This is a genomic window from Sphingomonas natans (genome assembly GCF_030546695.1).
Lineage (GTDB): Bacteria > Pseudomonadota > Alphaproteobacteria > Sphingomonadales > Sphingomonadaceae > Sphingomonas_I > Sphingomonas_I natans.
Genome location: NZ_JAUOTP010000001.1, coordinates 140,289 through 166,820, shown reverse-complemented (window position 1 = coordinate 166,820; position 26,532 = coordinate 140,289). Strand labels below are relative to the sequence as shown.

Here is a 26,532-nt window from a genome sequence, read left to right as displayed (position 1 = left end):
ACATGACCAAATTGATGTTCGCGCTTCCGGCTGCGGCCCTGCTCGCCGCCGCACCCGCTTATGCCGCCCCGATGACGCCCGCCGATTATGTGAAGACGGCCGGCGCCAGCGATCTTTACGAGAAGACGTCCAGCCAGATCGTGCTCCAGACGACGACCGATCCGAAGGTGAAGTCCTTCGCCTCGATGATGGTCGCCGATCACTCGAAGAGCACCGCCAACGTGAAGGCCGCGGCGATGAAGTCCAAGGTCATGGTCGCGCCGCCGATGCTGACCCCGGCCCAGACCGAGATGGTCGCGCAGCTGCGCGCCGAGACCGGCCCGAACCGCGACGCCGCCTATATCGCGCAGCAGAAGACCGCGCACGGCCAGGCGCTCGCGGTCCAGAAGGCCTATGCGATGGAAGGCACCGCCGCCCCGCTGAAGGCGGTCGCCGCGACCATCGTCCCCGTCGTCGAGCACCACATCGCGATGCTCAAGACGATGTAACGAAAATGGCCGCCGCTCCCGATCGGGAACGGCGGCCATATCGTCACGCAATGCTACGCCAAGAGGCCCGCCGGATCGCTCCGGCGGGCCTTTTGCTTACGCTTCTTCTTCGAACGTCACGGCCACGTTGGCATTGGCCGAGAGGCGGACCTTGTCGCCCTCGACGTCGGCGATCAGGCCGGTCGAGATATAATGGTGGTGGCCTTCGTGGCTGCCGCCCTCGAAGCCGGCGCCGCTGTCCTTCTTGGTCAGCTTGATGCGGTCGCCGTCGAGATGATCGACGGTGCCGACATGGACGCCGTCGGCGCCGATGACTTCCATATGTTCCTTGATGGCGGATGTATCGACCATGCTGCTTCTCCTTGGGGGATGGAAATTACGCGGGCACAACGCGCCGCACGGGATTTCGGCCCCGCCTGCGCGCCTTCAAAAAAGCGCGGATCGGCGCGTCGTAGAAGCGCTCCGCCGCCCACGCCGCCGCCACCGAAAAAAGCGCGAGCAGGCTCCAGCCGAGCACGCCTTCCGCCAGCCCCAGAGCCTTGCCCGCGATCAGGATCGGCATGTGGACCGCGTAGAGCGGATAGGAGATGCCCCCCAACCACGCCGCCCATCCGGTCTCTGGGCTCCCCGGCCGCTCGGCGCCCTGCAGCGAACACAGGATGCTCGCCGGAAACGCCACGAACAGGGCCGCCAGCGTCACCGCCGCCGCGGGCAGCTCGGCGGGCGCCAGCAAGGGCGCCAGGACCAAGGCCATCGGCACGAACGCCGGCAACGCGATGCGCGGCAGCCGCCCGGCCGCATATAGCCGCCAGATCAGCACGCCGGCGAGATAGGCGACGAAGATCCGCACGAGCGCGATCCCTGCATCCTCGGGCCGGAAGCCGACGTCGTAATCGCCGCGCGCGATCACGAAGCTGCCCGCGATCACGCCGAGCACCACCACCGCCACCGCGATCGTCCGCGTCCGCGCAAAAGCGATGCTGCCGCCGTGCACGACATTGGCGACGCTCTCGTAGAAGAGCGACCACATCGGCGCGTTCAAAGGAAACAGCACCCAGCTCGCCAGCGCCGGCACGAGCAGGAATTGCAGCGCGACCCAGCCGGGCCGGATATCGGGATTGGGCGCGAGCGCATAAGCGAGCGTCGCGAGGACCGCGCCCAGGACGATCATCGGATAGAGCCGCCGGGCGCGCACGCCGAGGAACGTCGCCAGCCCCATGCCGCCCTGCAGCCGCCCCTCATAATTCATCGCGACGACGAAGCCCGACAGCATCAGGAAATAATCGACCGCGAGATGGCCGTGTTTCGCAAGCGCGAAGCCCGCCTCGTTGCCGACATGATGCGCGAGCACCGCCAGCGCCGCGAGCCCGCGCCCCGCATCGAGCAGCGGAAAATGCCCCGCTTTCGCAAGCGGAAGCGCGCGCGTCTCCCGCCGTCCCGAGCCTGTCGCCAGCGTCGCCATCTCCGGTCAACGCTGCATGTGCGAAGACGGTTGCCCGGCCCGCCCCGCCGATGGCGCGCTTCGTCCCCGGACGGCTCGATCCGGAACAGGAAAATGGCTCACGCGGAGACGCGGAGCCGCGGAGATGTCGTCCGACAGGATCAACGCGGCGCAGCCGCATCGAACTCCCTAAAAACCCTATGATAACGCCGTGCGGCGCCCCCTCGAGCCAGCCCCTTCGCGCCTTCGCGCCTTCGCGCGAAAAACTTCTTCTCCGCGTCTCCGCGTGACCCCCCTGCCTTCTTCCCCTTCCCATCGAAAATCACCCGTGGATAACCGCACGCGCCACCTAGACTTTGTGGCCAAACAGGGTCACCTTCCCCACATATATAGGGGTTCCCGCAATGTTCCCCGCCCCCGATTCACACGCTTTCGAGAAGGCAGTACGATGTCGCTTCTGCAGGCCAGCCGCACCTACAAGCCCTTCGAATATCCGTGGGCGTTCGAATATTGGAAGCGCCAGCAGCAGCTTCACTGGCTGCCGGAGGAGGTGCCGCTGGGCGAGGATTGCCGCGATTGGGCGCAGAAGCTGACCGATCACGAGCGCAACCTGCTCACGCAGATCTTCCGCTTCTTCACGCAGGCCGATGTCGAGGTGCAGGATTGCTACCACGAGAAATATGGCCGCGTCTTCAAGCCCACCGAGGTGAAGATGATGCTCACCGCCTTCTCCAATATGGAGACGGTGCATATCGCTGCCTACAGCCACCTGCTCGATACGATCGGCATGCCCGAGAGCGAATATTCGGCCTTCCTCCAATATAAGGAGATGAAGGACAAGCATGATTATCTGAGCACGTTCGGCGTCGATACGGACGAGGATATCGCGCGCACGCTCGCCATGTTCGGCGGCTTCACCGAGGGGCTGCAGCTCTTCGCCAGCTTCGCGATGCTGATGAACTTCCCGCGCTTCAACAAGATGAAGGGCATGGGCCAGATCGTCACCTGGTCGATCCGCGACGAGACGCTCCACTGCGACGGCATCATCCGCCTGTTCCACGCCTTCTGCAAGGAGCGGGACTGCCTGACGCCCGCGGTGCGCGACGACATTCTCGATCAGTGCGTGAAGACGGTGCGCATGGAGGATGCGTTCATCGATCTGGTGTTCGAAATGGGCCCGGTCAGCGGCATGACGCCCAAGGACATCAAGCAATATGTCCGCTTCATCGCCGATTGGCGGCTGGGCCAGCTCGGCCTCAAGCCGATCTACATGATCGATCAGCATCCCCTGCCGTGGCTCGCGCCGATGCTGAACGGCGTCGAGCACGCCAATTTCTTCGAAACCCGCGCGACCGAATATTCGAAGGGCGCCACCAAGGGCCAGTGGAACGACGTGTGGGACGCCTTCGACCGCCGCAAGGCCGCGAAGGGCCCGTCGCTGGTGGCGAACGAGGATGCGAGCGAAGGCGGGCTGTTCGGGCCGGCGGGCGTGGCGGCGGAGTAAGAAAAGTGGCCAATTGGAGGATGTCTTCGTTACCGAAGGTCGCCCGACCGTGACGTACGTCAATCCTCCAAATTATGCGGAGCTACTCACAGACATAAGAAGTTCTTCAAAACCCGTAATTATTGAAGGCCAGTCGGGGACAGGCAAGACATCGGTAGCTCTCACCATATTAGAGAGTACGATGTCGGGCAAATATCAGTATGTAACTCCCCGTAATCCTGCAGATTTGGAAAGAATTGACCATATCGCAACTGGGGAAGTTCCCGGAACCGTTGTAATTGACGATTTTCACAGACTGGTGTCCGAAACCCAATCAAAGCTCATAGACATCGCGAAGACAAAGGCAGATCTTGGCAATGCCTCCCCTCTCCCGAAGCTAGTCATAATTGGCATTAATCAGCTCGGCGAATCTCTGATACAAGTCGCCCATGACATCGCAAAGCGCTTAGGAATCCATCGGGTTGAGCCAGCTTCCCGAGATCAATTCAATGCGATCCAGTCGGAAGGCGAGCGAGCGTTAAATATTTCTTTCGATGACACCAGCAGTCTCTGGGAGGATTCCAGAGGAGATTACTGGCTCATTCAACGCCTGCTCAAGCTCGGCTGCACTCAAAATAACGTTACCGAAACTGTCAATGGAGTAGAAAAGGCTCTCAAGGTCGATCTGCCCTCCGTCAGAACCCTCCTGACTGCCGACTTGAGTTCAGCATACCAGAACATCACCAAGGAATTTTGTCGAGGCAAGCGCTTTAGACCGGGCAATGATCCTTACTTTAAGCTTCTTAAAGCCGTTTCCGAACAAAACGAGCCTGCAGTAGATATTAAGCTTCTTGCAAATCAGCTAGGCGACTTACGACAGAGCATAAATAATATCAAAGACCACCGCCTCAAGGTTTTGATCGATGAGAAAGGCAATCTATCCCGGTTTTTCCATTATAATCCAGAAAATAGCTTGTTCTCGATCGATGATCAGGCCTTGTTCTTTTATTTGAAAAATCTTGATTGGGATCGACTGCGGGCAGAGTGCGGATTTCGCGAAGTCAGCGAGACGTTTGAATTTGATATCGCAATTTCGTTCGCCGGCGAAAATCGCAAGTTAGCAGAGACTATATGTGAAAGACTTCGTTTTCTAGATTTTAACGTTTTCACGACAAGCTTTACGAGGCGAACTTTCTGGGAATGACCTGGACAGATCAGTTTGAGCGCGTGTTTGGCAAAGACAGCCGCTTCGTTCTCTGCGTTCTGGATCAACATTACCGTCAAAAGATCTGGCCGACGTTTGAGAAGGCCTCTTTCGCCCATCGCGTGAAAGAAGGTGAAGTATGGCCAATATACTTGGACGATACGAACTTCGTTGAAATTCCCAAGGACGTCGTAGGAATCATGTTCAAGGGTCGCTTGGCTGCGGATATCGAAGAAGCGGACGTAGACAGCTCTATTATTGAAGTGTTGATAGAGCGGCTCGACAAGGACGCCTGAAGTCGAGATTTATCAGAACTTATGCATTTTTTGTTGTCCTACACGCCCTTCGCTGCATAGTTAGTTCGCTCCTCTGACCAAGGAGCGATTCGCATGACCCAACGCATCGACCCGACCGCTTTCGCCGAAGGGCAGTCCCGCCCCGCCTCGGCGACCGACACGCCCGAGGCCGGCGACACCGCCGATCCCACCCTCACCTTCACCCCCGCCCAACCCCGCGCCCGCAAGGATGCTGGACCGCGATCCGCCAGCGCGTCTTCGTCGAGGCGCTCGCCGAGACGGGCAGCATCACCGAAGCCGCCGAGGCCGCCGGCGTCAGCCCACGCTCCGCCTATCGGCTGCGCCAGCGGCCCGATGCTCTGGCCTTCGCCGATGCCTGGGATCGCGCGATGGTGCTGGCCGCGCACCGCCTGACCGCGGTCGCCTTCGATCGCGCGATCCACGGCCGCCGCAAGGGGATCTGGAAGGATGGCGAGGAGGTGGGCGAGGAATATGTGCCGTCCGATCGGCTGCTGATGTTCCTGCTGGCCCACTTCGATCCGATGCGATACGGCAAGCTCTCCGGCATCATCCCGTTCAATGTCCGCAATCCGCTGGAGACGGCGGCCGAGGAACTGCCGATCTGCCTCGACGAGATCGCGGACCAGCCGCGCCGCGCCGACGAGGACCAGCATGAGTGGTTCGGCCCGATCCAGCGCCTGCGCGCCGCCGCCGCCCGCGCCGCCGCCGAGGACGCGTCCGAGCCGACTCGCGCGCGCACGCGTAGAGGTGCGACTTTCCAGTGACCTTTCGCGGAAATGGCCGCTCCCAACCCGTCATCCTGAACTCGTTTCAGGATCCAAGTTCCGCCCTTTCCAGCCGCGCGCCGTTGGCGGGTTCGGGTGCTGGATCCTGAAACAAGTTCAGGATGACGAAAAGGGGGCCGTCTCCCAACCGCGAACCGCCTGCCACCCTCACCGCCGTGCTCCGGCGAAGGCCGGAGCGTTGGCAACCAGCGGCACACCAGAAACTCCAACGCTCCGGCCTCCGCCGGAGCACCGCGCGCGCCTTGCAACACCCACGCAAAAATGCCCGGCCGCCCGCACGCGACCGAGCCTCATCTACCCCCGGGCAGCGGCCACCCGCCGCCGAACCGCGCCTAGCGCGCGTTCATATTGTTGGAAACGTTGGAGAAGGTGTTCTTCAGCTTGGTGCCGAGCGTCGACATCGTCCCGATCGCCGCCACCGCGATCAGCGCCGCGATCAGGCCATATTCGATCGCGGTCGCGCCGCGACGGTCGGTCAGGAGCTTCAGGAGGCTACGCATGGAACAGGGCGCCGTTCTACAAACAGGGTGCGGAACCACCCCCGATAGCGCCCATAGTCTACGACTTCGTAAACGAAATCTGGATCAGCTTTCAGGCCTGGCGATAGCGGAAGCGCAGCAGCGGCCGCGCCATGACGAGCCCGGCGAGGAAGCCGCCGATATGCGCGGCCGCGGCGATCGCCATCCCGTCCAGCCGGCTCGCGAAGCCGACCAGCAATTGCAGCCCCGTCCACGCCGCCGCCAGCCAGGCGATATGCACCCAGCGCGCCACGTTCGGCGGCAGCGTGCTCGCGCGCCTCTGCCCGTAGAGGATCGCATAGGCGCCGACGATCGCCGAGATCGCGCCCGACGCGCCGATCATCGGGATCGTCGCATGCGGATCGGCGATGAACTGCGCCGCCGCCGCCGCATAGGCGCCGACGACGTAGAGCAGGCACAAAGCCGCCGGCCCGAGCGCGACCTCGGTCTCCTTCCCGCAATAGCCGAGCATCATCAGGTTGAAGACGAGATGCAGGATCCCGCCATGGAGCATCGTCGCGCTCAGCGGCGTGAGCCACACCGGCAGCGCATCGGGCATCGGCGGGCCGCCGATCCGCGCCGGAATGAACCCGCCGAGCAGCGCGCCCGTATCGCTCTGCCCGGCCACGCCGAACAGCACGAACGCCGCGGCGATGCCGACGCCGAGCATCAGGGTCGCGCGGGGAGGCTGGCTACGCATGGTATCGGCTTCCGGCAGCTAGAGCAGGGTCAGGCGGCACACACCCGTTGGGTTCGAGCAGCTTCGAGCTTGTCGAGAAGCGTCCGTCGAGAACTCGGCCGACTTCTCGACTACGATCTCGGCAAGCTCGATCTGCGCTCGAAGCAAACGGAGACGGGGGGCAGCCACGTCCGATATGCTCCAATAACGCCCTCAGATGAATTCGATGCGCGACACGACATAATAACGGTCGCCCGACGGCACCGTCACCTCGACATCGTCGTCCACGCGGCGGCCGATCAGCGCGCGGCCGAGCGGCGAGGAGAAGCTGATCTTGCCCGATCGCGCATCCGCCTCGGTCTGGCCGACGATCTGGTAGGTGACGGGCTTGTCGTCCTCGTCCACCAGATGGACGGTCGCGCCGAACACGACCTTGTCGCCCGAAAGCGTCGTCGGATCGATGACGAGCGCGCGCGCCAGCCGATCCTCGATGTCGGCGATCATCGCCTCCACCTGGCCCTGGCGTTCCTTGGCGGCGTGATATTCGGCGTTTTCGGAAAGGTCGCCATGGGCGCGCGCTTCCTCGATCGCGTCGATGATCTCGGGCCGCTCCACCTTGAGGCGCTTCAGCTCGGCGGTGAGCATGTCATGCCCTTCCACCAGCATCGGCAGCTTCTCTGTGGTCGCCATCGGCTTACTTCCCTTCAGATCGAACAGGCCATCCCTGCGCCGCCCCTTGGACGACGCCCCATCCTAGCGATGTTGGGAGATGGCGCGATCATGCATGATAGGATTGCAGCGATCGTACTTCAAGAGTCCGGTCCCGCATCGCAGCGATCGCCTCCACCGCCGCCACGCCCGCCGCCGCGGTCGTGAAATAGGGGATGCGCGCCTGCAAGGCCGATGCCCGGATCGATTTGCTGTCCTGCAGGCTCTGCCAGCCCTCGGTCGTATTGAGCACGAGCGCGACCTGCCCGTTCTTCATCCGGTCGACGATGTGCGGGCGGCCCTGCGCGACCTTGTTGACCGTCTCGACCGCGAGGCCCTGTTCGCGCAGATAGTCGGCGGTGCCTTCGGTCGCGATGACCTGGAAGCCGAGGTCGATCAGCGTGCGGACGGCCGGCTCCACGACGATCTTGTCGGACGGTTTGACCGAGACGAAGACGGTGCCGGTCTGCGGCAGCACGGTGCCCGCGCCGAGCTGTGCCTTGCCAAAGGCGGTCGCGAAATCGACATCGATTCCCATGACTTCGCCCGTACTCTTCATCTCGGGCGAGAGGACCGGATCGACGCCGGGGAAGCGCGCCCAGGGGAACACCGCTTCCTTCACGCAATGATGCTTGATCGCGAGATCGATCTTGGGAAGATTGCTGAGCTTCTCGCCCGCCATCACCCTGGCCGCGATCTTGGCGATCGGCGCGCCGACCGCCTTGGCCACGAACGGCACCGTTCGGCTGGCCCGCGGATTGACCTCGATGAGGTAAACCTCACCGTCCTTCACTGCGAACTGGACGTTCATCAGCCCGCGCACCGACAGCGCCCGCGCCAGCGCATCGGTCTGCCGCTCGATCTCGGCGACGATCTCGCGCGGCAGGCTGTGCGGCGGCAGCGAGCAGGCGCTGTCGCCCGAATGGACGCCCGCCTCCTCGATATGCTGCATCACGCCCGCGATAACGACGTCGGTCCCGTCGCAGATCGCATCGACATCCACCTCGATCGCGTCGCGGAGATAGCGGTCGATCAGCACCGGGCTGTCGCCCGACACGAGCACGGCGGTCGTGATGTAAAGTTCCAGCTGCGCCTGCGTGTCGACGACCTCCATCGCCCGTCCGCCGAGCACGTAGGAGGGCCGCGTCAGCACCGGATAGCCGATCCGGTTCGCCACCGCGATCGCCTCTTCCCGGCTCCGGGCGATGCCATTCTCGGGCTGCTTGAGGCCGAGCTTCTCGACCAGGGCCGCGAAGCGCTCGCGATCCTCGGCCAGATCGATCGCATCCGGGCTGGTGCCGAGGATCGGGATCCCCGCATTCTCCAGCTCCTGCGCCAGCTTCAGCGGCGTCTGCCCGCCGAACTGGACGATCACCCCGACCAGCTCGCCGCGGCTCATCTCGACGTGGAGGATCTCGAGCACGTCCTCGGCCGTCAGCGGCTCGAAATAGAGCCGGTCGGACGTGTCGTAATCGGTGCTTACCGTCTCCGGATTGCAGTTGATCATGATCGTCTCGTAGCCCGCATCGCTCAGCGCGAAGCAGGCGTGGCAGCAGCAATAATCGAACTCGATCCCCTGCCCGATCCGGTTCGGCCCGCCGCCGAGGATCACGATCTTGCGCCGGTCGCTCGGCATCGCCTCGTTCTCGGGCTCGCCGAAGCTCGGCGCCTCGTAGGTCGAATACATGTAGGGCGTCTTCGCCTCGAACTCGGCCGCGCAGGTGTCGATCCGCTTGAACACGGGTCGCACGCCCAGCCTGTGGCGCAGCGCGCGCACCTCGGCCTCGGTCACGCCGCCCGACATGCCCTTGATCGCATCATGGACGATGCCCGATCCCCGCGCCTGCTCGCGGCTCATGCCGGCGAGGTTGGCGGACTGCAGCGCCAGCCAGGCGAGGCGCTTGTCCGAAAAGCCCATCGCCTTGATCCGCCGCAGCCCGACAGCGTCGTTGGGCAGCCCGTCGCGGCAGATGCTCTCCTCGACCGCGACGATTTCGCTCAGCCGCTCGATGAACCACGGATCATATTTGGCGATCCGGCAGACGTCGGCGACCGTGAAGCCCTCGCGGAGCGCCTGCGCCGCAATCAACAGCCGGTCCGGCGTCGGCTCGGCCAGAGCCGCCTCGATCTCGGGGCGCGGCGCGCCCTTCAGCCGATCGACGATGTTGAGCCCCGACAGCCCCGTCTCCAGCCCGCGCAGCGCCTTTTGCAGGCTCTCGTGGATGTTGCGCCCGATCGCCATCACCTCGCCGACCGACTTCATCGCCGTCGTCAGATGATCGCTCGCGCCCTTGAACTTCTCGAAGGCGAAACGCGGAATCTTGGTGACGACATAGTCGATCGTCGGCTCGAAGCTCGCCGGCGTCGCGCCGGTAATGTCGTTGGTGATCTCGTCGAGCGTATAGCCGACCGCCAGCTTGGCGGCGACCTTGGCGATCGGGAAGCCCGTCGCCTTCGACGCCAAAGCCGACGAGCGCGACACGCGCGGGTTCATCTCGATGACGACGAGCCGCCCGTCCTTGGGATTGACCGCGAACTGGACGTTCGAGCCGCCCGTCTCCACGCCGATCTCGCGCAGCACCGCGATGCTTGCGTTGCGCATGATCTGATATTCCTTGTCGGTCAGCGTCAGCGCCGGCGCGACGGTGATCGAATCACCCGTATGGATGCCCATCGGATCGACATTCTCGATCGAGCAGATGATGATGCAATTGTCGTTGCGATCCCGCACGACCTCCATCTCATATTCTTTCCACCCGAGCACCGATTCCTCGACCAGCACTTCGCTCGTCGGCGAAAGGTCGAGCCCGTTGGTGACGATCTCGATGAATTCCTGACGGTTATAGGCGATGCCGCCGCCCTGCCCGCCCATCGTGAAGCTCGGCCGGATGATCGACGGCAGCTGGACGAATTCCAGCGCCTCCAGCGCCTCGTCGACCGTATGCGCGATCCGGCTGCGCGGGCTTTCCAGCCCGATCTTGTCCATCGCGTCGCGAAACTTGAGCCGGTCCTCGGCCTTGTCGATCGCCTCCGCATCGGCGCCAATCATCTGGCAGCCATATTTCTCCAGCGTGCCGTCGTTGAACAGCGCCAGAGCGGTGTTCAGCGCGGTCTGCCCGCCCATCGTCGGCAGCACCGCATCGGGGCGCTCCTTCTCGATGATCTTGGCCACGATCTCAGGCGTGATCGGCTCGATATAGGTCGCGTCCGCCATGTCCGGATCGGTCATGATCGTCGCCGGGTTCGAATTGACGAGGATGATCCGATAGCCTTCCTCGCGCAGCGCCTTGCAGGCCTGCGTCCCCGAATAATCGAACTCGCACGCCTGGCCGATGATGATCGGGCCGGCGCCGATGATGAGGATCGAGTTGATGTCGGTACGCTTGGGCATCAGTTGGACAATCCGGTTTCCGCGACACAGCCCCAGCCATCATATTCGACGCCATATTTGGCTTCGATTTCCAGGCAGGTGGCGGTCAATGATTTGATCGAGGCGGCATCGGCGGGCTGCTCGCGCTCGAGGAACAAAGTGATCGCGCCGTCCTCGTCGACCTCGCGATCGATCGGCACGAAGGCCAGATCCTCGGCATCGAATTCGAGCCGGTCGATCGCCTCGCGCGTCCCCGTGAAGCTTACGTCAACGGGCCGGACCAGCTCGGCGCGATCGCCATTCTCGGCCAGGCTCTGCAGGACCTTCAGATCCTCGGCCCATTCCTCTTCGAGCCGCTTGGGATCGACGCCGCTCATGCCGCGCCCCGCAACTGGCTGACGAACTGCTCGAACAGATAGTGGCTGTCCTGCGGCCCGGGGCTCGCCTCGGGATGATACTGGACCGAGAAGGCCGGCTTGTCGGTCAGCCGCAGTCCGGCAAGACTGCCATCGAACAGCGAGAAATGCGTCGGCTCGGCGTTGGCCGGCAGCGTGTCGGTCACGACCGCGAAGCCGTGATTCATGCTCGTGATCTCGACGCGGCCGTCGTCGCTGCGCTTGACCGGATGGTTTGCGCCGCGATGCCCCTGATGCATCTTCTCGGTCTTCGCGCCGACCGCCAAGCCCAGCAGCTGATGGCCAAGGCAGATGCCGAAGATGGGCGTGCCGATCTTGAGCAGATCCTGGATCACCGGCACCGCATAGCGCCCGGTCGCGGCCGGATCGCCCGGCCCGTTCGAGAGGAACACGCCGTCGGGCTGATGCGCCATCACCTCGTCGAACGTCGCCGTCGCGGGCACCACCGTCACCCGCGCGCCGGCGGCGACGAGGTTGCGCAGGATGTTGCGCTTGAGCCCATAATCGATCGCGACGACATGCGGGCCTTCCGGGTTCGCGGCGTGCGCCGCATAGCCCTCGCCGATCGTCCAGAGCCCGTCATCCCATTTGTAGCTCTGCGTCGCTGAGACCTCGATCGCGAGGTCCATGCCCTCGAGCCCAGGCCAGTCGCGCGCCTGCGCCTTCAGCGCCTCCAGATCGAACTCGCCCTTCGCATTGTGCGCGATCACGCCGTTGGGCGCCCCCTGGATGCGAATGGCGCGGGTCAAAGCGCGCGTATCGACGCCCGCCAGCCCGATCCGGCCATTGTTGCGCAGCCACGTGTCGAAGCCCTGCGTCGATCGGAAGCTCGACGGATCGGTCACGTCCTCGCGGACGATGCAGCCCAAGGCATGCGGGTTGATCGCCTCGATATCTTCGGGGTTCGCGCCGACATTGCCGATATGCGGAAAGGTGAACGTGATGATCTGCGCGGCATAAGAGGGATCGGTCATCGCCTCCTGATAGCCGGTCATCGCGGTGTTGAAGCACACCTCGCCCACGGCGGCGCCCTCGGCGCCGAAGCCGCGGCCCCAGATGACGGTGCCGTCCCCAAGAACAAGCACGCCCGTCGCTCCTTCGGGCGCGCGTTGAGGCGTGGCGTCGGCCATGATGGGCGGGCTCCTTTGGATGGTGGCGATGTCGCTAAGCCGCGTCCGCTAGACGGGGGCGGCGACAGGGTCAACTCTACCAAATCGGGCACCGCTCGGCTACGCTCCCGCCTTTCCGATATTCGAGAGCATCATGATCCGAGACGATGTGAAGGCGGCGCAGATTGCCGCGATGAAGAGTGGCGACAAAGCGACGGTCGCCGCGACGCGGCTGATCGAGGCTGCGGTCAAGAATCGCGACATCGAACTGCGCACCGCCACCAGCCAGCCCGACGACGATCTGCTCGTCACCGAAGTGCTGCAAAAGATGATCAAGCAGCGCCGCGAATCGATCGACATGTATATAAAGGGCGGCCGCCAGGAACTGGCCGACGCCGAAGCCGGCGAGATCGCGGTGATCGAACGCTTCCTGCCCAAGCAGATGAGCGAGGACGAGGCCCGCGCCGCCGTCGACGCGCTGGCAACCGAGCTGGGCGCAGCGAGCGTCAAGGACATGGGCCGCGTGATGGCCGCGCTGAAGGAGCGCTTCGCGGGCCAGATGGACATGGGCAAGGCGAGTGGACTGGTGAAGGCGCGGCTGGGGTAGTCGCACGATACCGATTTTTTTAGCCCCCTTTCCGTTCGTCCTCAGCGAAGTCGAAGGACGTGCTACACGCGATTCGGTATGACCTTCTGGACCTACATGCTGCGCTGTGCGGACGGCCGTTACTATGTCGGCCACACGGACGCGCTTGATCGGCGGATCGCCCAGCATCATCACGGCAAGGGCTGTGATTTTACGGCGCGCCGGCAACCCGTCGCACTCGTGTGGTCGGAAGGCTTCGTAACGCGGCTCGAAGCTCTCGAGGCGGAGCAGCGCCTGAAAGGCTGGTCACGCGCCAAGAAGGAGGCCCTTATCGCAGGAAATTGGGCCCGGCTTCACGAGCTGGCCGTATCCCATGAGGCACGTCCTTCGACTTCGCTCAGGACGAACGGGGATGGAAGGAATGGCGCCCCTCTCTCCGCTCGCCCTCAACCTGCTCTGTCCGTTCGTCCTGACGCTCCTCTTTCCGTTCGTCCTGAGCCTGTCGAAGGACTTGCTCTCGGCCCCGCCCTCTCAATCGTTGGGCCGGCGATCCCATGAGCCTCTCCCCGCAATTCCTCGACGAGCTTCGCGCCCGCACGCACCTGTCCGCGCTCATCGGCCGCTCGGTGAAGCTGCAGAAGGCCGGCCGCGAATATAAGGGCTGCTGCCCGTTCCACGACGAGAAGACGCCCAGCTTCTACGTCAATAACGACAAGAGCTTCTACCACTGCTTCGGTTGCTCCGCGCACGGCGACGCGATCCGCTTCCTGACCGAGGCGCGCGGCCTGCCCTTCATCGATGCGGTCAAGGAGCTTGCCGCCGCCGCCGGGCTGGAAATGCCCGCGCCCGATCCGCGCGCCGCCGAAAAGGCCGAGCGCCAGACCGGCCTCGCCGCCGCCAACGAGGCGGCCGCGCGCTGGTTCGCGGACCAGCTGCAGGGCATCGGCGGCGCCGAGGCGCGCGCCTACCTCCAGCGCCGCGGCGTGCCGGACGAAATCGCCCAGACGTTCGGCATCGGCTTCGCACCCGACAGCCGCGGCAAGCTCAAGGCCGCGCTCGCCGGCTTCGGCGACGACACGCTCGTCGAGGCCGGACTCCTCATTAAGGTCGAGGACAAGGAGCCTTACGATCGCTTTCGCGGCCGGCTGATGATCCCGATCCGCGACCAGCGCGGGCGGACGATCGCGTTCGGCGGCCGGATCCTCGATACCGGCGAGCCCAAATATCTGAACTCGCCCGACACGCCCATGTTCGACAAAGGCCGCACGCTCTTCAATCTCGATCGTGCCGGGCCCGCCTCGCGCAAGGCCGGACGGCTGATCGTCGTCGAAGGCTATATGGACGTGATCGCGCTGGCCAAGGCGGGTCTCGACGAGGTCGTCGCGCCGAACGGCACCGCCGTCACCGAGGCGCAGCTCGAGCGGATGTGGCGCCTCGCCGAAGTGCCAATCCTGTGCCTCGACGGCGACAAGGCCGGGCAGAAGGCCGCGATCCGCGCTGCGCTGCGCGCGATGCCGCTCGTCGGTCCCGGCCGCAGCCTCGCCTTCGCAACCCTGCCCCCGGGCCAGGATCCCGACGATCTGGTCAAGGCGGGCGGCATCGACGCGCTCGAACGCGTGGTCGCAGCCGCCCGGCCGCTCGTCGATCTCGTATGGGACAGCGAGCTCGCCGCTACGCCCCTCACTACCCCGGAAGCACGGGCGGGCCTGCGCCAGCGGCTGACCGAGATTGCGCGCACGATCGGCGACGCCGACGTCCGCGAACAATATCTCGGCGAATATCGCCGCCGCTTCGATGCGCTCTACGATGCCGCCCCGCCCCAGCGGAATTTCCAGCGCAAGCGTCCGTTTGTCCGCGGAGGCGGCGGCGGTCCTTTCCAGTCGCCGCAGCGTCCAGCAACCGAACCGGCGCTCGCGATCGGCCGCAGCGGGATCGATCAGATGCTCGCGCGTGCCGTGCTCGCCGGCCTCGTCCTTCGCCCCGAGCTGATCGGAGAACATGCCGAGGCGCTGCAGGGGCTGCCGCTGCCGGACGAGATGCTCTCCGCCCTGCGCGACGCGCTCATCGATGCGATCGTCGTGCAGGGATCGCTTGAAAGCGCCGACATGGGCCACATATTGAGATCAGCTGGTGTGACCAGCGCAGCGAATCGTCTTCTCGGCGCCAACGGCCTTGCCTTTTCCTTCCTCCGCAGCGATGCGGATCCGCTGCGTGCGGCGCAGGATCTGGGCGAGGCGATCGAGGTGCTGGCGACGCGACCTGCGATCGACGCGGCGCTGGCCGAGGCGACTAGGGCGTTCGCGGTCTCGACGGACGAGGCGGCGTTCGCAGAACAACAAAGGCTGACGCTCGAACGGGCGGAGGCCGAACGAAGGCTCCTCGCGCTGATGGGGCCGGAAGACGGATAAGAGCGTTCTTGGACGCGCGTGCATCGGGATCGAAGCAGCAGATGGCGAAGACGAACACGGTCGTGGCGAATGGTGCGGGCGGCGAGAGCGGCGACAACGGCGATGCGCCGCTGATCGACCTCAACGAGGCCAGCCTCAAGAAGCTGATCGCCCGCGCCAAGAAGCGCGGCTACATCACCTATGACGAGCTCAACGAGGTCGTCGGCGAGATGTCGACCGATCAGATCGAGGACATCACCTCCGCGATCAACGAAATGGGCATCAACATCGTCGAGAACGAGGATGCCGGCGAGGACGGCGAGCAGCAACAGCAGCAGAATGCCGACGACGAGGAAGAGCCCGCTGACGACGCGGCCGATTCCGCCGCGACCTTCACCGCCGCCACGCCCAAGAAAGAGACGATCGATCGCACGGACGATCCGGTCCGCATGTATCTGCGCGAGATGGGAGCCGTCGAGCTCCTGTCGCGCGAGGGCGAGATCGCCATCGCCAAGCGGATCGAGGCCGGCCGCGACACGATGATCCAGGGCCTGTGCGAAAGCCCGATTACGTTCAACGCCATCATCGACTGGTCGACCCAGCTCAACGAAGGCACGATGCAGCTGCGCGAGATCCTCGATCTCGACGCGATGGTCTCCAAGGGCCCCACGCCCGAGCAGGTCGAGGGCGCCGAGGCGGACGACAATGGCGAGATCAGCGAGAAATCGGCAGGCCCGTCCTTTAAGGAAGAGGAAGAGCCCGAGGAGGCTCCGGCCGATTCCGAGGATGAGGACGGCCAGACCGAGCGCCGCATCCCCCGCCCGTCCGACGACGAGGAAGAGGACAACACCCTCAGCCTCGCGCAGATGGAAGAGCAGCTCAAGCCGCAGGCGCTGGAGCGCTTCGCGACGATCACCGAGCTGTATCGCAGCTTTGCCAAGGTCCAGGCCGCGCGCGTCGCGGCGATGGGCGTGGGCGACGATTTCCCCGCCGCGCAGGAAACCAAATATCAGAAGCTGCGCGAAGATCTCACCGCCGAGGTCGAAAGCGTCAAGTTTCACGGCGCCAAGATCGAGCATCTCGTAGATCAGCTCTATTCGTTCAACCGCCGCCTGACCGCCCTCGGTGGTCAGATGCTGCGGCTTGCCGAGCGTCACAAGGTGCCGCGCAAGGACTTCCTCGACCGCTATGTCGGCCACGAGACCGAGGAAGGCTGGCTCGAGCGCGTCGGCACGATCGACAAGAAGTGGATCGCCTTCGCGACCGTCGAGGGCGCCGCCGTCGAGCGCGTCCGCGCCGAGATCGCCGAGATCGCGCAGGCGACCGGCATGGCGCTCACCGAATTCCGCCGGATCGTCAACATGGTCCAGAAGGGCGAGCGCGAGGCGCGTATCGCCAAGAAGGAAATGGTCGAAGCGAACCTCCGCCTCGTTATCTCGATCGCTAAAAAATATACGAACCGCGGCCTGCAATTCCTTGATCTTATTCAGGAAGGCAATATCGGCCTGATGAAGGCAGTCGATAAGTTCGAATATCGCCGCGGCTATAAATTCTCGACTTACGCCACCTGGTGGATCCGGCAAGCGATCACCCGCTCGATCGCGGATCAGGCGCGGACGATCCGCATCCCGGTCCATATGATCGAGACGATCAATAAGCTCGTCCGCACGAGCCGTCAGTTCCTCCACGAGACGGGCCGCGAGCCGACGCCGGAGGAACTTGCCGAGCGCCTCTCGATGCCGCTCGAGAAGGTCCGCAAGGTGATGAAGATCGCCAAGGAGCCGATCTCGCTGGAAACGCCGATCGGCGACGAGGAGGATAGCCACCTCGGCGATTTCATCGAGGACAAGAATGCCGTCATCCCGGTCGATGCGGCGATCCAGGCGAATTTGAAGGAAACGGTCACCCGCGTCCTCGCCAGCCTGACCCCGCGCGAGGAGCGCGTGCTGCGCATGCGTTTCGGCATCGGCATGAACACCGATCACACGCTGGAGGAAGTCGGCCAGCAATTCTCGGTCACCCGCGAGCGCATCCGCCAGATCGAGGCGAAGGCGCTGCGCAAGCTCAAGCATCCGTCGCGCAGCCGCAAGATGCGGAGTTTCCTCGACCAGTAAGCGCCGGCCCGGCTGCGCGTTTACGCAACGTTGAACATGATCCGTCCATAAGCTCCCGGGAGGCAGCGCCTCTTGGGAGCGGGACGTCATGCGATCATCGGGGGGCCAGCACTGGATCGCGCTCGATCATGTGCGCGCGCTTGCGGCCTTCCTCGTCTTCAGCTGGCACTTCCTGCACGCGACGGCCGGGACGCCGGTGCCATTCGCCAGCGCCCCCGTCATCTTCCCGCTTGCCCTGATCGACGAGGGCCAAACGGGCGTCGCTCTGTTCATGACGCTGTCCGGCTATCTGTTCGGCAAGCTGCTCGATGGTCGCGAAGTCGATTATATCGCGTTCCTGTGGAACCGCGCGCTGCGGCTTCTGCCGTTGATGCTCGTCGTCATCGCCGTGATGGCGATCGGCGCGTATCGCGAGGATGGCCTGGCCGGTCTGCAGGCCTGTCTGGCGGGCGTATATCTCGGCCTGTTCAATCCATTCCTGCCTTTGGATCACGGTCTGTGGTCGATCGTCATCGAGGCGCATTTTTACTTCCTCTTGCCGCTGCTGCTGGCGATGCAGCGGCGCTTCGGCCCCGCGACGCTCGCGCTCGTGGCCGGCGCTCTCACCCTGCGCTTTGCGCTGGCGGCGAACGGCTTCAACATCCACTTCTTCTCCTACTGGACGATCCTCGGCCGGATCGATCAGTTCGCGCTCGGCCTCGCCGCCTTTCGCTATCGCCATCTGATCGCCGGCCGTACCCCGGTCGCGGCGGTGATCGCCCTGGCCTTCTGCAGCTTCTACTGGTGGTTCGATCGATCGGGAGGAACCTATTTCGGCCCACCAAGCGACTCTCCGCTGTGGGCCGTGATGCCGGCGATCGAAGGAGGCACCTATGCCGCTCTTATCGCCTGGTACGACAGCCGACCGGTCGGCATCGTCGGGCGATTGTCCGCCGGCATCGCGAAGATCGGAACGTGGAGCTTCTCGATCTACCTGCTGCATTTCTTCGTCGTGTTCAGCGCGCCCGTCTGGATCGCGGCGCACATCATGTCGCCGTCCAATTTCTATGTCGCCACGCTGTGGTCGGCGCTCTGCTTCGCCGCGATCCTACCGATGGGCTATCTCTCGTACCGGTTCGTCGAGCGCCCTTTCCTGCGAAACCGGCGTCGCTACCTTCGTGATCCGCAGCCATCGCCTCCGCCGGGATTCGGAGCTTATCCGGTCCAGGCCTGAACAAGGCAGGTTGCGGGCACCGATAGGCGAACTTCCATTGCTCGCGCCGGTCCGTCCAGCCTAGAGCGGGCGCGATGACCAAGCCTCCACATCCGTTCACGTTCCGGGATTATCGCTGCTATTGGATCGCCCGTCTCTGCGCGACGGTCGCGCAGACGTCGATGATCGTCGTCATCGGCTGGCAGGTCTACGATATCGCCCGCGAGACGATGGACCCGCGCGACGCGGCGTTCCAGCTCGGGCTGATCGGCATCTTCCAGTTCCTTCCGCTCGCCCTGCTCACGCTTGTCGTCGGCTGGGTGGCGGACCGGATCGACCGGCGCTTCATCGTCCGCGTCACGGCCCTGCTGGAGGCGCTGTGCGCCGCCGCGCTGGCGACGATGGCAGTACACCACGACACCACGCTCCCCGCTTTGTTCGCGATCGCCGCCCTGCTCGGCGTCGCACGCGCTTTCGCCAATCCGGCGATGGGCGCGCTGTCGCCGAATCTCGTGCCCGCGGAAGTCCTGCCACAGGCGATCGCGGTCAGTTCGGTATCGTGGCAGACGGGCGCGATCGTCGGTCCGGCACTCGGTGGCTATCTCTACGCGGCCGGCACGCCCGTCCCCTATACCGTGGCTGCCTGCCTGTTCCTGACCGCCTTCGCGATGCTGATGCTGATCCGCCCGATCGCGCGGACCAGCATCGCCAAGGCGAGCCCGATCCGCCAGATGATCGACGGTCTCCATTATGTGCGGCGAAACAAGATGGTGCTGGGCACGATCAGCCTCGATCTGTTCGCGGTCCTGCTGGGCGGCGCGACGGCGATGTTACCCGTCTATGCGCGCGACATCCTCCATGTCGGCCCGTCTGGCCTCGGCAATCTGCGCGCGGCGCCCGCTGTCGGCTCGACGCTCACAGCGATCTTCCTCGGCGTGCGGCCGCTCCGCAACAATGTCGGCATAAAGATGCTTGCCGCCGTCTGCGTGTTCGGCGCCGCGACGATCGTCTTCGGCTTCTCGACCTGGATGCCTCTGTCGCTGCTCGCGCTCGCCGTCCTCGGTTCGGCCGACATGGTCTCGGTCTTCATCCGCCAGTCGCTCATCCAGCTCTACACGCCCAACGAGATGCGCGGCCGGGTCGGCGCGATCTCCTCGCTCTTCATCTCGGGCTCGAACGAGCTGGGCGAGGCCGAATCGGGCTTCTTCGCCGCGACGGTCGGCCCGGTGGCCGCGGTCGTCGCGGGCGGCATAGGCGCGATCGGCGTGACCTTGCTATGGTCGCGCCTGTTTCCAGAACTCCGGCGGGCAAGGACCTTCGCTCCCCCCGCCAATCTCGTCCAACCTGCTGAGGAGACGCGGCCATGAAAGCGGCGACGATACTCGATACGATCGGCAACACGCCCCATATCCGGCTGTCCCGCCTGTTCCCGGACGCGGAAATCTGGGTGAAGAGCGAGCGCTCCAATCCCGGCGGATCGATCAAGGATCGCATCGCGCTGTCTATGATCGAAGCGGCCGAAGCCTCGGGCGCGCTCAAGCCCGGCGGCACGATCGTCGAGCCGACCAGCGGCAATACCGGCATCGGCCTAGCGATGGTCGCGGCGGTCAAGGGCTATAAGATCATCCTCGTCATGCCCGAGAGCATGTCTATCGAGCGCCGTCGCCTCATGCTCGCCTACGGTGCGACCTTCGATCTCACCCCCCGCGAGCGCGGCGTCAAAGGCGCGATCGAACGCGCGATCGAGATCGCCAATTCGATCCCCGATGCGTGGATGCCGCAACAGTTCGAGAATCCCGCCAATATCGATGTGCATGTGAAGACGACCGCCGAAGAAATCTTCGCCGATTTCCAGGACACGCCGCTCGACGCGATCATCACCGGCGTCGGCACCGGCGGGCACATCACCGGCGTTGCGCAACTGCTCAAGAGCCGCTGGCCGGACCTGAAGGTCTTCGCGGTCGAGCCGACGCTGTCGCCGGTCATCTCGGGCGGCCAGCCCGCGCCGCATCCGATCCAGGGCATCGGCGCCGGCTTCATCCCGGAAAATCTCCACACCGATCTGCTCGATGGCGTGATCCAGGTCGATCCGGCGGATGCGAAGGATTATGCCCGCCGCTCGGCGCGTGAGGAAGGCATTCTCGTCGGCATCTCGTCGGGCGCGACGCTCGCCGCCATCGCCCAGAAGCTCAAGGAAACCCCCGGCAAGCGCATCCTCGGCTTCAATTACGATACGGGCGAGCGCTATCTGTCGGTCCCCGACTTCCTGCCCGAATAAGCCTGCCCGGCGCGCATTCCGCCCGGCGGTCACGCCCGCGGATGCGCGTTCCGGTAGACGTCCATCAGATGCGCCGCATCGACCGCGGTATAGACCTGCGTCGAGGACAGGCTGGCATGGCCGAGCAGTTCCTGCAGCGAGCGCAAATCCGCCCCGCGCCCTAGCAAATGCGTGGCGAAGCTGTGGCGCAGCGCATGCGGCGTCGTCCGCTCGGGCAGCGAAAGGCGCGCCCGCGCGGCGCGCACCGCGCGGCGGATGATGTCGGGCGACAGCGCCCCGCCCTTGTAACCCCGGAACAGCGGCTGATCGCGTGACACGCTCCATGGGCAGGCTTCGACGCACGCCTCGATCGCGGCGCGCACCTGTGGCAGCAGCGGCACGACGCGCGTCTTGGCGCGCTTGCCGGTGACGACCAGCGTATCGCCTAAGGGCAGAACCGCGCCGGTCAGCGCGGTCGCCTCGCCGATGCGAAGCCCTGCGCCGTAGAGCAGCAGCAGCACCGCCCGATCGCGTAGGCCGACCCACGGGTGCGCAGCCTCGTCCCCGGCGTCGTCGGCGATTGCGACCGCGTCGTCGGGCGAGACCGGGCGCGGCGCCCCCTTCTTGACCCGCGGCCCCTTCAGCCGCGGCGGCGGCGCGACCTCGGCCTTGCCCGCCGCGAAGGCGAGAAAGCCGCGCATTGCGGAAAGCTCGCGCGCGGCGGATGCATTGCCGATCCCCGCCTCGCGCCGCACCGCCAGGAAAGCGCGCAGCTCGGCCGTGTCGATAGCAACCAAAGTCGGCAGATCGACGAGTTGCGATCGATGCCCGCCGAGGAAGCCGATCAGCCGCCGCGCGGTCGCCGCATAAGCGCGGATGGTATGGACGGATCGGCGGCGATCGCGGCCGAGATGCGCCTCCCAATCCTGGGCGACGAGAAAGGCCGGATGTTCGGCGAGCGTCAGTTGAGCGACCACCGCTCCAGCATAACCGAGGCGGACCGGCCGAGGAAGCGCAGCAGGCGCGTGGCAGCGGGCGCGTCGATCGAGGTCGCTTCCTCCTCGCCCAGCAGGATCAGGCCGATGCCGCGCGCCCCGGCCAGCCGGATCGCGATCTCGGATCGAATTGCAGGCGCGCCCTTGCCGAACAAGGGATGGCCGCGGTCGACCTGCCGGATCGTCACCGCGCGGTCTATCCCCGCCATCCGCACCACGAGACGCGGCTCGAAGGGGCGTACGCCCGTCTCGTCTGCGGCGAGCGCGATGCCGTCGGCCGACCAGGCGAAGGCCGCCGCATCTACGCCGAGCAAGGCCGGCCAGTCGCGCGTCACGATCGCGGCGAAGGTGTCGAGGCAGTCCGCCTCCATCACCGCGAGCACCGCTTCGTGGATGGCGTGCGCCGCGCCGGTATGGCCGCGCGCGAAGGCCAGCAACTCGCCGTTCGTCTGTTCCGCCTCGGCGATACGCCGCCGCAACGACGCTACGGACCCATGCTCGTGGACATTCCCCTGCATGGCGACGCTTTTACAGCCCGATCCTTAAAGAAACGCTTTCGCCGCCGTGCGGCATGGTGTTTTCCCGTCGCCAAGGGAGATCGGGCATGCGGTTACGCGCGGGATTGGCGGTCGTTGCGATGGGGCTCGCGCTCGCCGCGGCCGAAGGTCAGAGCGGGATTCAGGGCTATCTTCCGGCCGGCCGGATCGATCTCGTAGCGATCCTCCCGCCGGCCCCCGCCAAGGGCGAGATCCGCTACGAGACGGATCGCAAGGTCTTCAAGGCGATGAAGCGCACGATCGGCTCCGCGCGTTGGGATTATGCGAAGCAGGACATCCCCTCCTCCGCCGCTGATGTGATGCGCGATTTCAGCTGCGCGGCGGGGATCGCGCTCTCGCCCGACAGGCAGCCCGCCACCTATCGGCTGCTCGCCCGCGCCGGCGTCGACACGGCACGCGAGAACAATCTCGCCAAGGACCGGTACAAGCGCCTCCGTCCGTTCCTGATCGACAAAGGGCAGATCTGCGAGGCCGATCCGGCCGACATCGGCAAGAGCTTCGATTATCCGTCCGGCCACACGACGCGCGGCTGGACCGACGGCCTGATCCTCGCCGAGCTCCTGCCCGCGCGCGCGACGCCGATCCTCGCGCGGGCGCGATCCTATGGCGAGAGCCGCCTGATCTGCCGGGTGCACAATGCGAGCGCGGTGGAAGCGGGCCGGATCGGCGCGAGCGCGACGCTCGATGTCGTGCGAACCACGCCCGCTTACCAGTCCGATCTCGCCGCCGCCCGAAGCGAGCTCGCGACACCGCAGCCGCAGCCAGACGCCACGGCCTGCGCACGCGAGGAGAAGATCGTCTGGCCCTCCGTCTTCTTGGGCCTGGCGAAATAAGGACGCCTGTGACGCGGTCGCACCGATCCTGCCGATGTTTGATTATGCGCGCCGCATCCGGTCTATGGAGCCGCTCTGCGGGACCGCCCGCGTAACGGACAAGCTTATGCACCAGCCCCGCAATGATTCTCGCAGGCCTACGATCCTGACGTGACGGTCATCCGCTCGAGACTGTTCGCGCCCCTGCTCGCCGGCTTGCGCCGCAGGCTGCGCACAAGTGAGGCGGCGCTGATCGCGCTTGCCTTGCTGCTGGGCAGTTGCGCCGGGCTGATGACGATGGCGCAGGCGGGGATCGCGCACGTCATGCAGCGCCTGCTCTACGGCATCGGCAGCGACGATCGCCTGAGCGCGCAAAGCGAGATCGATCCGATCCGCCTGATCGCGCTGCCGATCGGCGGGCTCGCGCTCGGTGCGTTCGTTTATCTCGCCCGCCGCCGTCGCCGCGCACCGATCGACGTGGTCGAGGCGAATGCGCTCCACGGCGGCGCGATCCCCGTCCGCGACAGCCTCACCGTCAGCGCGCAGACGATCCTTTCGAACGGCGCCGGCGCCTCGGTTGGGCTCGAGGCGGCTTATGCCCAGATGGCCGGCGGGCTTGCCTCGGTCGCCGGCCAGTGGCTGCGCCTGCGCCGCAACGATCTGCGCATCCTCGTCGGCGCCTGCGCGGGCGCGGGCGTCGGCGCGGCGTTCGGGGCGCCGCTGACCGGGGCCTTTTACGCGTTCGAGATCGTCATCGGCGCCTATACCCCCGCCGCGATCGCGCCGGTCGCCACCGCCGCGCTCGCCGCGGCGCTGACGGTGCGTGCGCTCGGCCTGCCGGCCTATCTGATCGTGCTTCCCACCGCCGATCCGATCCTGTCGTCGGATTATTTCCTTTACGCGGCGCTCGGCCTCGTCTGCGCGCTCGTCGGCATCTTCATCATGCGCGCCGTGACGATCATGGAGGCGGCGGTGCGCCGCTCGCCTTTGCCCGATATAGCGCGCCCGTTCGTCGGCGGGCTGCTGCTCGTCCCGCTCGCGCTCGTCACGCCGCAGATCCTCTCTGCCGGGCATGGCGCGCTCCATCTCGATCTCTCGATCCAGCTCAGCCTAAGCTTCCTCGCCACGATCTTCCTGTTCAAGATCGTCGCCTCGGTGATCTCGCTCGGCTTCGGCTTTCGCGGCGGGCTGTTCTTCGCCTCGCTTTTCCTCGGCTCGATCACGGGCCAGCTCTTCGCCGGGCTCGTCAACCTCATCCCCGGCGCGTCGCCCGTGAACGGCAATGATGCCGCGCTGATCGGCATGGCCGCGCTCGCCGTTGCGGTGGTCGGCGGCCCGCTGACCATGTCGATGCTCGTGCTGGAGGCGACGCACGATTTCGCGCTGACCGGCACCGCGATCACTGCTTCGCTCTGCGCGAGCACGCTCGTGCGCGAGACGTTCGGCTTCTCCTTCTCCACCTGGCGGCTCCACACGCGCGGCGAGACGATCCGCTCCGCGCGCGATGTCGGCTGGGTCAAGAATCTCACCGCCGGCCGGATGATGCGCCGCGACACGCCGATGATCGAGGAGACGGCCAGCTTCGCCGAATTCCGCCGCCGCTTTCCGCTGGGCTCGATCCGCGTCGTGACCGCCGCCGACGATGCGGGACGTTATGCCGGGATCATTCGCGTCAGCGCCGCCTTTGCCGCGGATCACGAAGAGGATGCGCCGGTCGCCGGCATCGCCCAGCTCGAGGATGTCGCGCTCAGCCCCGAGCAGGACGTGTCGGCGATCATGCGCCTGTTCGAGGAGAGCGAGGCGGACGAGCTCGCGGTCGTCGATCCCGATCTCAAGCTGCTCGGCGTCGTCACCGAAAAATATGTCCGCCGCCGCTACACCGAAGAGATCGAGAAAGCACAACGGGATCTGTTCGGTGATTGAGGCGACCCACCCCGACGCGCTCAACACGCGCAACCGCCCATGGCGCCGCCGGATCGCGCAGGGGCTCGGCGTAACCGGTCTCATTGCCGTCGGCATCGTCTTCGGCGCGAAGCTCTGGCAACCGATCCAGTCGGTGGAGCAGCGCGTCACCACCCCGATCCGCGACGTCGTCAAGCGCGCCTCGCCGCTCGAGCAATTGCCGGATAGCGCCGCTGCCGCCTGTCCCGCCATCGTCTCGCTGCGCGTGCCCGGGCTGCAGGGGCCGGCGCCGCAGGGCGTGCTGATCAGCGGCAACGGGCTCGTTGTGACCAGCGCTGCCGTCCCGGCAGGCCTTACCTTCGATGCCTGGCTCGACGGCCGCAAGCTACAAGGCAAGGTTGAGGCGCAGGATCCGCTGACGGGCATCTCGCTCGTGAAGCTCGACGGCATCGATCTGCCCTCGCTCGCGCTCGGCGATCCCGACATCGCCCCGCCCGGATCCTGGGGTTTCACGCTGGCTTCGCCCAACGGCAGCGGCTGCATCGTCGAACAGGCGACCGTCGCCAGCGATTTCGCAACCGACGGCGCGACGCAGGATTATTATCTGCGCATCCACGGGACGGGCGATGCGCCGCCCGACGGCACACCCTTCCTCGGCGCCGACGGCCGGGTCGTCGCGCTCGCACAGGCGGGTCTCGGCGATGGCGGTCGCCCCGATCGCTTCTTGCCCGCCGATCTCGTCACGATTACCATAAGCCGCCTGATGCGGACCGCAGACGTCGCGCCACCGCCATTTGGCCTCGTTGCCGAAGATCTCTCGCCGATCCTCGCCGCGCGCCTGGGTGCCGATCGCGGGCGCGGCGCGGTCGTCGTGCACGTCGCAAAGGGCTCGATCGCCGAGGCGTCGAGGCTGCGCATCGGCGACGTGATCCTCTCGGCAGGGCGCACGCCCATTTCCAGCGCCTCCGAACTGGCGCGCGTACTGGGCGGCAGCGATCCGGTCGAGATGATCGTCTCGCGCGGCCGCGATCGTGCGCAACTGGTCTTCACGCTTACGCCCTAGGCCGGCGCGCAAGCGGTGCCGAACGCCGTCCCTCGGCGATCCGTCCTGCACTTTCGATCACCCTCCGTTCATCCCGCTTTGGCGGGCGCGCGTGTCATCAGGCTTGAAAGCTGCGGCGAACCGTTTTACGCAAACCACAAGACGGGATG

Annotated in this window: 25 protein-coding genes; 15 read left to right on the top strand and 10 right to left on the bottom strand. The window is 65.4% G+C overall.

Annotated elements, in window-relative coordinates; genetic code table 11:
* Window positions 1-2: 2 nt before the first annotated feature.
* A complete protein-coding gene (locus tag Q4F19_RS00770) occupies window positions 3-488 on the top strand; it encodes a DUF4142 domain-containing protein (protein ID WP_303539236.1) in 486 nt (161 codons plus the stop codon).
* Between the two features lie 96 nt (window positions 489-584).
* On the opposite strand, the gene Q4F19_RS00765 is transcribed toward Q4F19_RS00770, so the two are convergent.
* A complete protein-coding gene (locus tag Q4F19_RS00765; RefSeq protein WP_303539235.1) occupies window positions 585-839 on the bottom strand; it encodes a DUF2171 domain-containing protein in 255 nt (84 codons plus the stop codon).
* Window positions 840-864: 25 nt separating this feature from the next.
* The gene (locus tag Q4F19_RS00760; RefSeq protein ID WP_303539234.1) at window positions 865-1,950 is read right to left on the bottom strand and encodes an acyltransferase family protein; all 1,086 of its coding nucleotides are present in this window, start codon (window positions 1,948-1,950) and stop codon (window positions 865-867) included.
* Between the two features lie 427 nt (window positions 1,951-2,377).
* Between Q4F19_RS00760 and Q4F19_RS00755 the strand changes: the two genes are divergently transcribed.
* The 4 genes from Q4F19_RS00755 (at window position 2,378) to Q4F19_RS00740 (ending at window position 5,697) form a co-directional block, all read left to right on the top strand.
* Window positions 2,378-3,433: a ribonucleotide-diphosphate reductase subunit beta gene (locus Q4F19_RS00755; RefSeq protein WP_303539233.1), complete on the top strand. Its 1,056-nt coding sequence runs from the start codon at window positions 2,378-2,380 to the stop codon at window positions 3,431-3,433.
* 49 nt (window positions 3,434-3,482) lie between these two features.
* Entirely contained in the window at window positions 3,483-4,616 is a 1,134-nt protein-coding gene (locus tag Q4F19_RS00750) for a P-loop NTPase family protein (protein WP_303539232.1), read from the top strand.
* Entirely contained in the window at window positions 4,613-4,912 is a 300-nt protein-coding gene (locus Q4F19_RS00745; RefSeq protein WP_303539231.1) for a hypothetical protein, read from the top strand. Before Q4F19_RS00750 ends, Q4F19_RS00745 begins: the two co-directional genes overlap by 4 nt.
* A 389-nt stretch (window positions 4,913-5,301) precedes the next feature.
* Complete coding sequence (locus tag Q4F19_RS00740) at window positions 5,302-5,697, top strand: hypothetical protein (protein WP_303539230.1); 396 nt, start codon at window positions 5,302-5,304, stop codon at window positions 5,695-5,697.
* Between the two features lie 353 nt (window positions 5,698-6,050).
* Here Q4F19_RS00740 and Q4F19_RS00735 read toward each other — a convergent pair whose 3' ends face one another.
* From Q4F19_RS00735 to carA, 6 genes are all read right to left on the bottom strand, one after another.
* Window positions 6,051-6,218, bottom strand: a complete 168-nt coding sequence (locus Q4F19_RS00735; RefSeq protein ID WP_303539229.1) for a Flp family type IVb pilin — start codon at window positions 6,216-6,218, stop codon at window positions 6,051-6,053.
* A 91-nt stretch (window positions 6,219-6,309) separates the two neighbouring features.
* Window positions 6,310-6,936 carry a rhomboid family intramembrane serine protease gene (locus Q4F19_RS00730; RefSeq protein WP_303539228.1) on the bottom strand — a complete coding sequence of 209 codons (627 nt, stop codon included), beginning with the start codon at window positions 6,934-6,936 and terminating at the stop codon, window positions 6,310-6,312.
* A 192-nt stretch (window positions 6,937-7,128) separates the two neighbouring features.
* Window positions 7,129-7,605, bottom strand: coding sequence for a transcription elongation factor GreA (gene greA, locus Q4F19_RS00725; protein ID WP_303539227.1), 477 nt, complete (start codon window positions 7,603-7,605; stop codon window positions 7,129-7,131).
* 88 nt (window positions 7,606-7,693) lie between these two features.
* A complete protein-coding gene (carB, locus tag Q4F19_RS00720; RefSeq protein ID WP_303539226.1) occupies window positions 7,694-11,014 on the bottom strand; it encodes a carbamoyl-phosphate synthase large subunit in 3,321 nt (1,106 codons plus the stop codon).
* On the bottom strand, window positions 11,014-11,370 hold the full coding sequence (locus Q4F19_RS00715) for a ribonuclease E inhibitor RraB (RefSeq protein WP_303539225.1): 357 nt from the start codon (window positions 11,368-11,370) through the stop codon (window positions 11,014-11,016). The genes carB and Q4F19_RS00715 overlap by 1 nt, the downstream gene beginning before the upstream one ends.
* Entirely contained in the window at window positions 11,367-12,539 is a 1,173-nt protein-coding gene (gene carA / locus Q4F19_RS00710; RefSeq protein ID WP_303539224.1) for a glutamine-hydrolyzing carbamoyl-phosphate synthase small subunit, read from the bottom strand. Before carA ends, Q4F19_RS00715 begins: the two co-directional genes overlap by 4 nt.
* Before the next feature lie 133 nt (window positions 12,540-12,672).
* Here carA and Q4F19_RS00705 point away from each other — a divergent pair, with 133 nt between their 5' ends.
* The 7 genes from Q4F19_RS00705 to cysK all read left to right on the top strand — a co-directional run bounded on the left by Q4F19_RS00705 (window position 12,673) and on the right by cysK (window position 21,075).
* Window positions 12,673-13,125 (top strand): GatB/YqeY domain-containing protein, encoded by a 453-nt coding sequence (locus Q4F19_RS00705; protein WP_303539223.1) that lies wholly within the window; start codon window positions 12,673-12,675, stop codon window positions 13,123-13,125.
* 78 nt (window positions 13,126-13,203) lie between these two features.
* Entirely contained in the window at window positions 13,204-13,662 is a 459-nt protein-coding gene (locus Q4F19_RS00700; protein ID WP_303539222.1) for a GIY-YIG nuclease family protein, read from the top strand.
* Window positions 13,659-15,512: a DNA primase gene (dnaG, locus tag Q4F19_RS00695; RefSeq protein WP_303539221.1), complete on the top strand. Its 1,854-nt coding sequence runs from the start codon at window positions 13,659-13,661 to the stop codon at window positions 15,510-15,512. Before Q4F19_RS00700 ends, dnaG begins: the two co-directional genes overlap by 4 nt.
* A 41-nt stretch (window positions 15,513-15,553) precedes the next feature.
* Window positions 15,554-17,605, top strand: coding sequence for an RNA polymerase sigma factor RpoD (rpoD, locus tag Q4F19_RS00690; protein ID WP_303539913.1), 2,052 nt, complete (start codon window positions 15,554-15,556; stop codon window positions 17,603-17,605).
* 88 nt (window positions 17,606-17,693) lie between these two features.
* The gene (locus tag Q4F19_RS00685; protein ID WP_303539220.1) at window positions 17,694-18,818 is read left to right on the top strand and encodes an acyltransferase family protein; all 1,125 of its coding nucleotides are present in this window, start codon (window positions 17,694-17,696) and stop codon (window positions 18,816-18,818) included.
* A 74-nt stretch (window positions 18,819-18,892) separates the two neighbouring features.
* Window positions 18,893-20,164 (top strand): MFS transporter, encoded by a 1,272-nt coding sequence (locus tag Q4F19_RS00680; RefSeq protein WP_303539219.1) that lies wholly within the window; start codon window positions 18,893-18,895, stop codon window positions 20,162-20,164.
* The gene (gene cysK / locus Q4F19_RS00675) at window positions 20,161-21,075 is read left to right on the top strand and encodes a cysteine synthase A (protein WP_303539218.1); all 915 of its coding nucleotides are present in this window, start codon (window positions 20,161-20,163) and stop codon (window positions 21,073-21,075) included. The genes Q4F19_RS00680 and cysK overlap by 4 nt, the downstream gene beginning before the upstream one ends.
* A 29-nt stretch (window positions 21,076-21,104) precedes the next feature.
* Here the strand turns inward: cysK and Q4F19_RS00670 are convergent, their stop codons facing one another.
* Together Q4F19_RS00670 and Q4F19_RS00665 are read right to left on the bottom strand one after the other, a co-directional pair.
* Complete coding sequence (locus Q4F19_RS00670; RefSeq protein WP_303539217.1) at window positions 21,105-22,031, bottom strand: tyrosine recombinase XerC; 927 nt, start codon at window positions 22,029-22,031, stop codon at window positions 21,105-21,107.
* The gene (locus Q4F19_RS00665) at window positions 22,016-22,567 is read right to left on the bottom strand and encodes a DUF484 family protein (protein WP_303539216.1); all 552 of its coding nucleotides are present in this window, start codon (window positions 22,565-22,567) and stop codon (window positions 22,016-22,018) included. Before Q4F19_RS00665 ends, Q4F19_RS00670 begins: the two co-directional genes overlap by 16 nt.
* An 86-nt stretch (window positions 22,568-22,653) precedes the next feature.
* On the opposite strand from Q4F19_RS00665, the gene Q4F19_RS00660 reads away from it, so the two are divergent.
* From Q4F19_RS00660 to Q4F19_RS00650, 3 genes are all read left to right on the top strand, one after another.
* The gene (locus Q4F19_RS00660; protein ID WP_303539215.1) at window positions 22,654-23,439 is read left to right on the top strand and encodes an acid phosphatase; all 786 of its coding nucleotides are present in this window, start codon (window positions 22,654-22,656) and stop codon (window positions 23,437-23,439) included.
* A gap of 150 nt (window positions 23,440-23,589) precedes the next feature.
* Window positions 23,590-25,341, top strand: coding sequence for a chloride channel protein (locus Q4F19_RS00655; RefSeq protein ID WP_303539214.1), 1,752 nt, complete (start codon window positions 23,590-23,592; stop codon window positions 25,339-25,341).
* Entirely contained in the window at window positions 25,334-26,383 is a 1,050-nt protein-coding gene (locus Q4F19_RS00650) for a S1C family serine protease (protein ID WP_303539213.1), read from the top strand. Before Q4F19_RS00655 ends, Q4F19_RS00650 begins: the two co-directional genes overlap by 8 nt.
* Window positions 26,384-26,532 lie beyond the last annotated feature (149 nt).

Bases quoted from the DNA above. Each gene is read 5' to 3' on its own strand.
- dnaG (WP_303539221.1), top strand. From the start codon at position 13,659: ATGAGCCTCTCCCCGCAATTCCTCGACGAGCTTCGCGCCCGCACGCAC.
- carA (WP_303539224.1), bottom strand. From the start codon at position 12,539: ATGGCCGACGCCACGCCTCAACGCGCGCCCGAAGGAGCGACGGGCGTG.
- Q4F19_RS00680 (WP_303539219.1), top strand. From the start codon at position 18,893: ATGACCAAGCCTCCACATCCGTTCACGTTCCGGGATTATCGCTGCTAT.
- Q4F19_RS00715 (WP_303539225.1), bottom strand. From the start codon at position 11,370: ATGAGCGGCGTCGATCCCAAGCGGCTCGAAGAGGAATGGGCCGAGGAT.
- Q4F19_RS00765 (WP_303539235.1), bottom strand. From the start codon at position 839: ATGGTCGATACATCCGCCATCAAGGAACATATGGAAGTCATCGGCGCC.
- Q4F19_RS00700 (WP_303539222.1), top strand. From the start codon at position 13,204: ATGACCTTCTGGACCTACATGCTGCGCTGTGCGGACGGCCGTTACTAT.
- Q4F19_RS00665 (WP_303539216.1), bottom strand. From the start codon at position 22,567: ATGCAGGGGAATGTCCACGAGCATGGGTCCGTAGCGTCGTTGCGGCGG.
- Q4F19_RS00740 (WP_303539230.1), top strand. From the start codon at position 5,302: ATGGTGCTGGCCGCGCACCGCCTGACCGCGGTCGCCTTCGATCGCGCG.
- Q4F19_RS00760 (WP_303539234.1), bottom strand. From the start codon at position 1,950: ATGGCGACGCTGGCGACAGGCTCGGGACGGCGGGAGACGCGCGCGCTT.
- Q4F19_RS00660 (WP_303539215.1), top strand. From the start codon at position 22,654: ATGCGGTTACGCGCGGGATTGGCGGTCGTTGCGATGGGGCTCGCGCTC.
- Q4F19_RS00735 (WP_303539229.1), bottom strand. From the start codon at position 6,218: ATGCGTAGCCTCCTGAAGCTCCTGACCGACCGTCGCGGCGCGACCGCG.
- rpoD (WP_303539913.1), top strand. From the start codon at position 15,554: ATGGCGAAGACGAACACGGTCGTGGCGAATGGTGCGGGCGGCGAGAGC.
- Q4F19_RS00745 (WP_303539231.1), top strand. From the start codon at position 4,613: ATGACCTGGACAGATCAGTTTGAGCGCGTGTTTGGCAAAGACAGCCGC.
- carB (WP_303539226.1), bottom strand. From the start codon at position 11,014: ATGCCCAAGCGTACCGACATCAACTCGATCCTCATCATCGGCGCCGGC.
- Q4F19_RS00730 (WP_303539228.1), bottom strand. From the start codon at position 6,936: ATGCGTAGCCAGCCTCCCCGCGCGACCCTGATGCTCGGCGTCGGCATC.
- cysK (WP_303539218.1), top strand. From the start codon at position 20,161: ATGAAAGCGGCGACGATACTCGATACGATCGGCAACACGCCCCATATC.
- Q4F19_RS00770 (WP_303539236.1), top strand. From the start codon at position 3: ATGACCAAATTGATGTTCGCGCTTCCGGCTGCGGCCCTGCTCGCCGCC.
- Q4F19_RS00705 (WP_303539223.1), top strand. From the start codon at position 12,673: ATGATCCGAGACGATGTGAAGGCGGCGCAGATTGCCGCGATGAAGAGT.
- Q4F19_RS00685 (WP_303539220.1), top strand. From the start codon at position 17,694: ATGCGATCATCGGGGGGCCAGCACTGGATCGCGCTCGATCATGTGCGC.
- Q4F19_RS00755 (WP_303539233.1), top strand. From the start codon at position 2,378: ATGTCGCTTCTGCAGGCCAGCCGCACCTACAAGCCCTTCGAATATCCG.
- greA (WP_303539227.1), bottom strand. From the start codon at position 7,605: ATGGCGACCACAGAGAAGCTGCCGATGCTGGTGGAAGGGCATGACATG.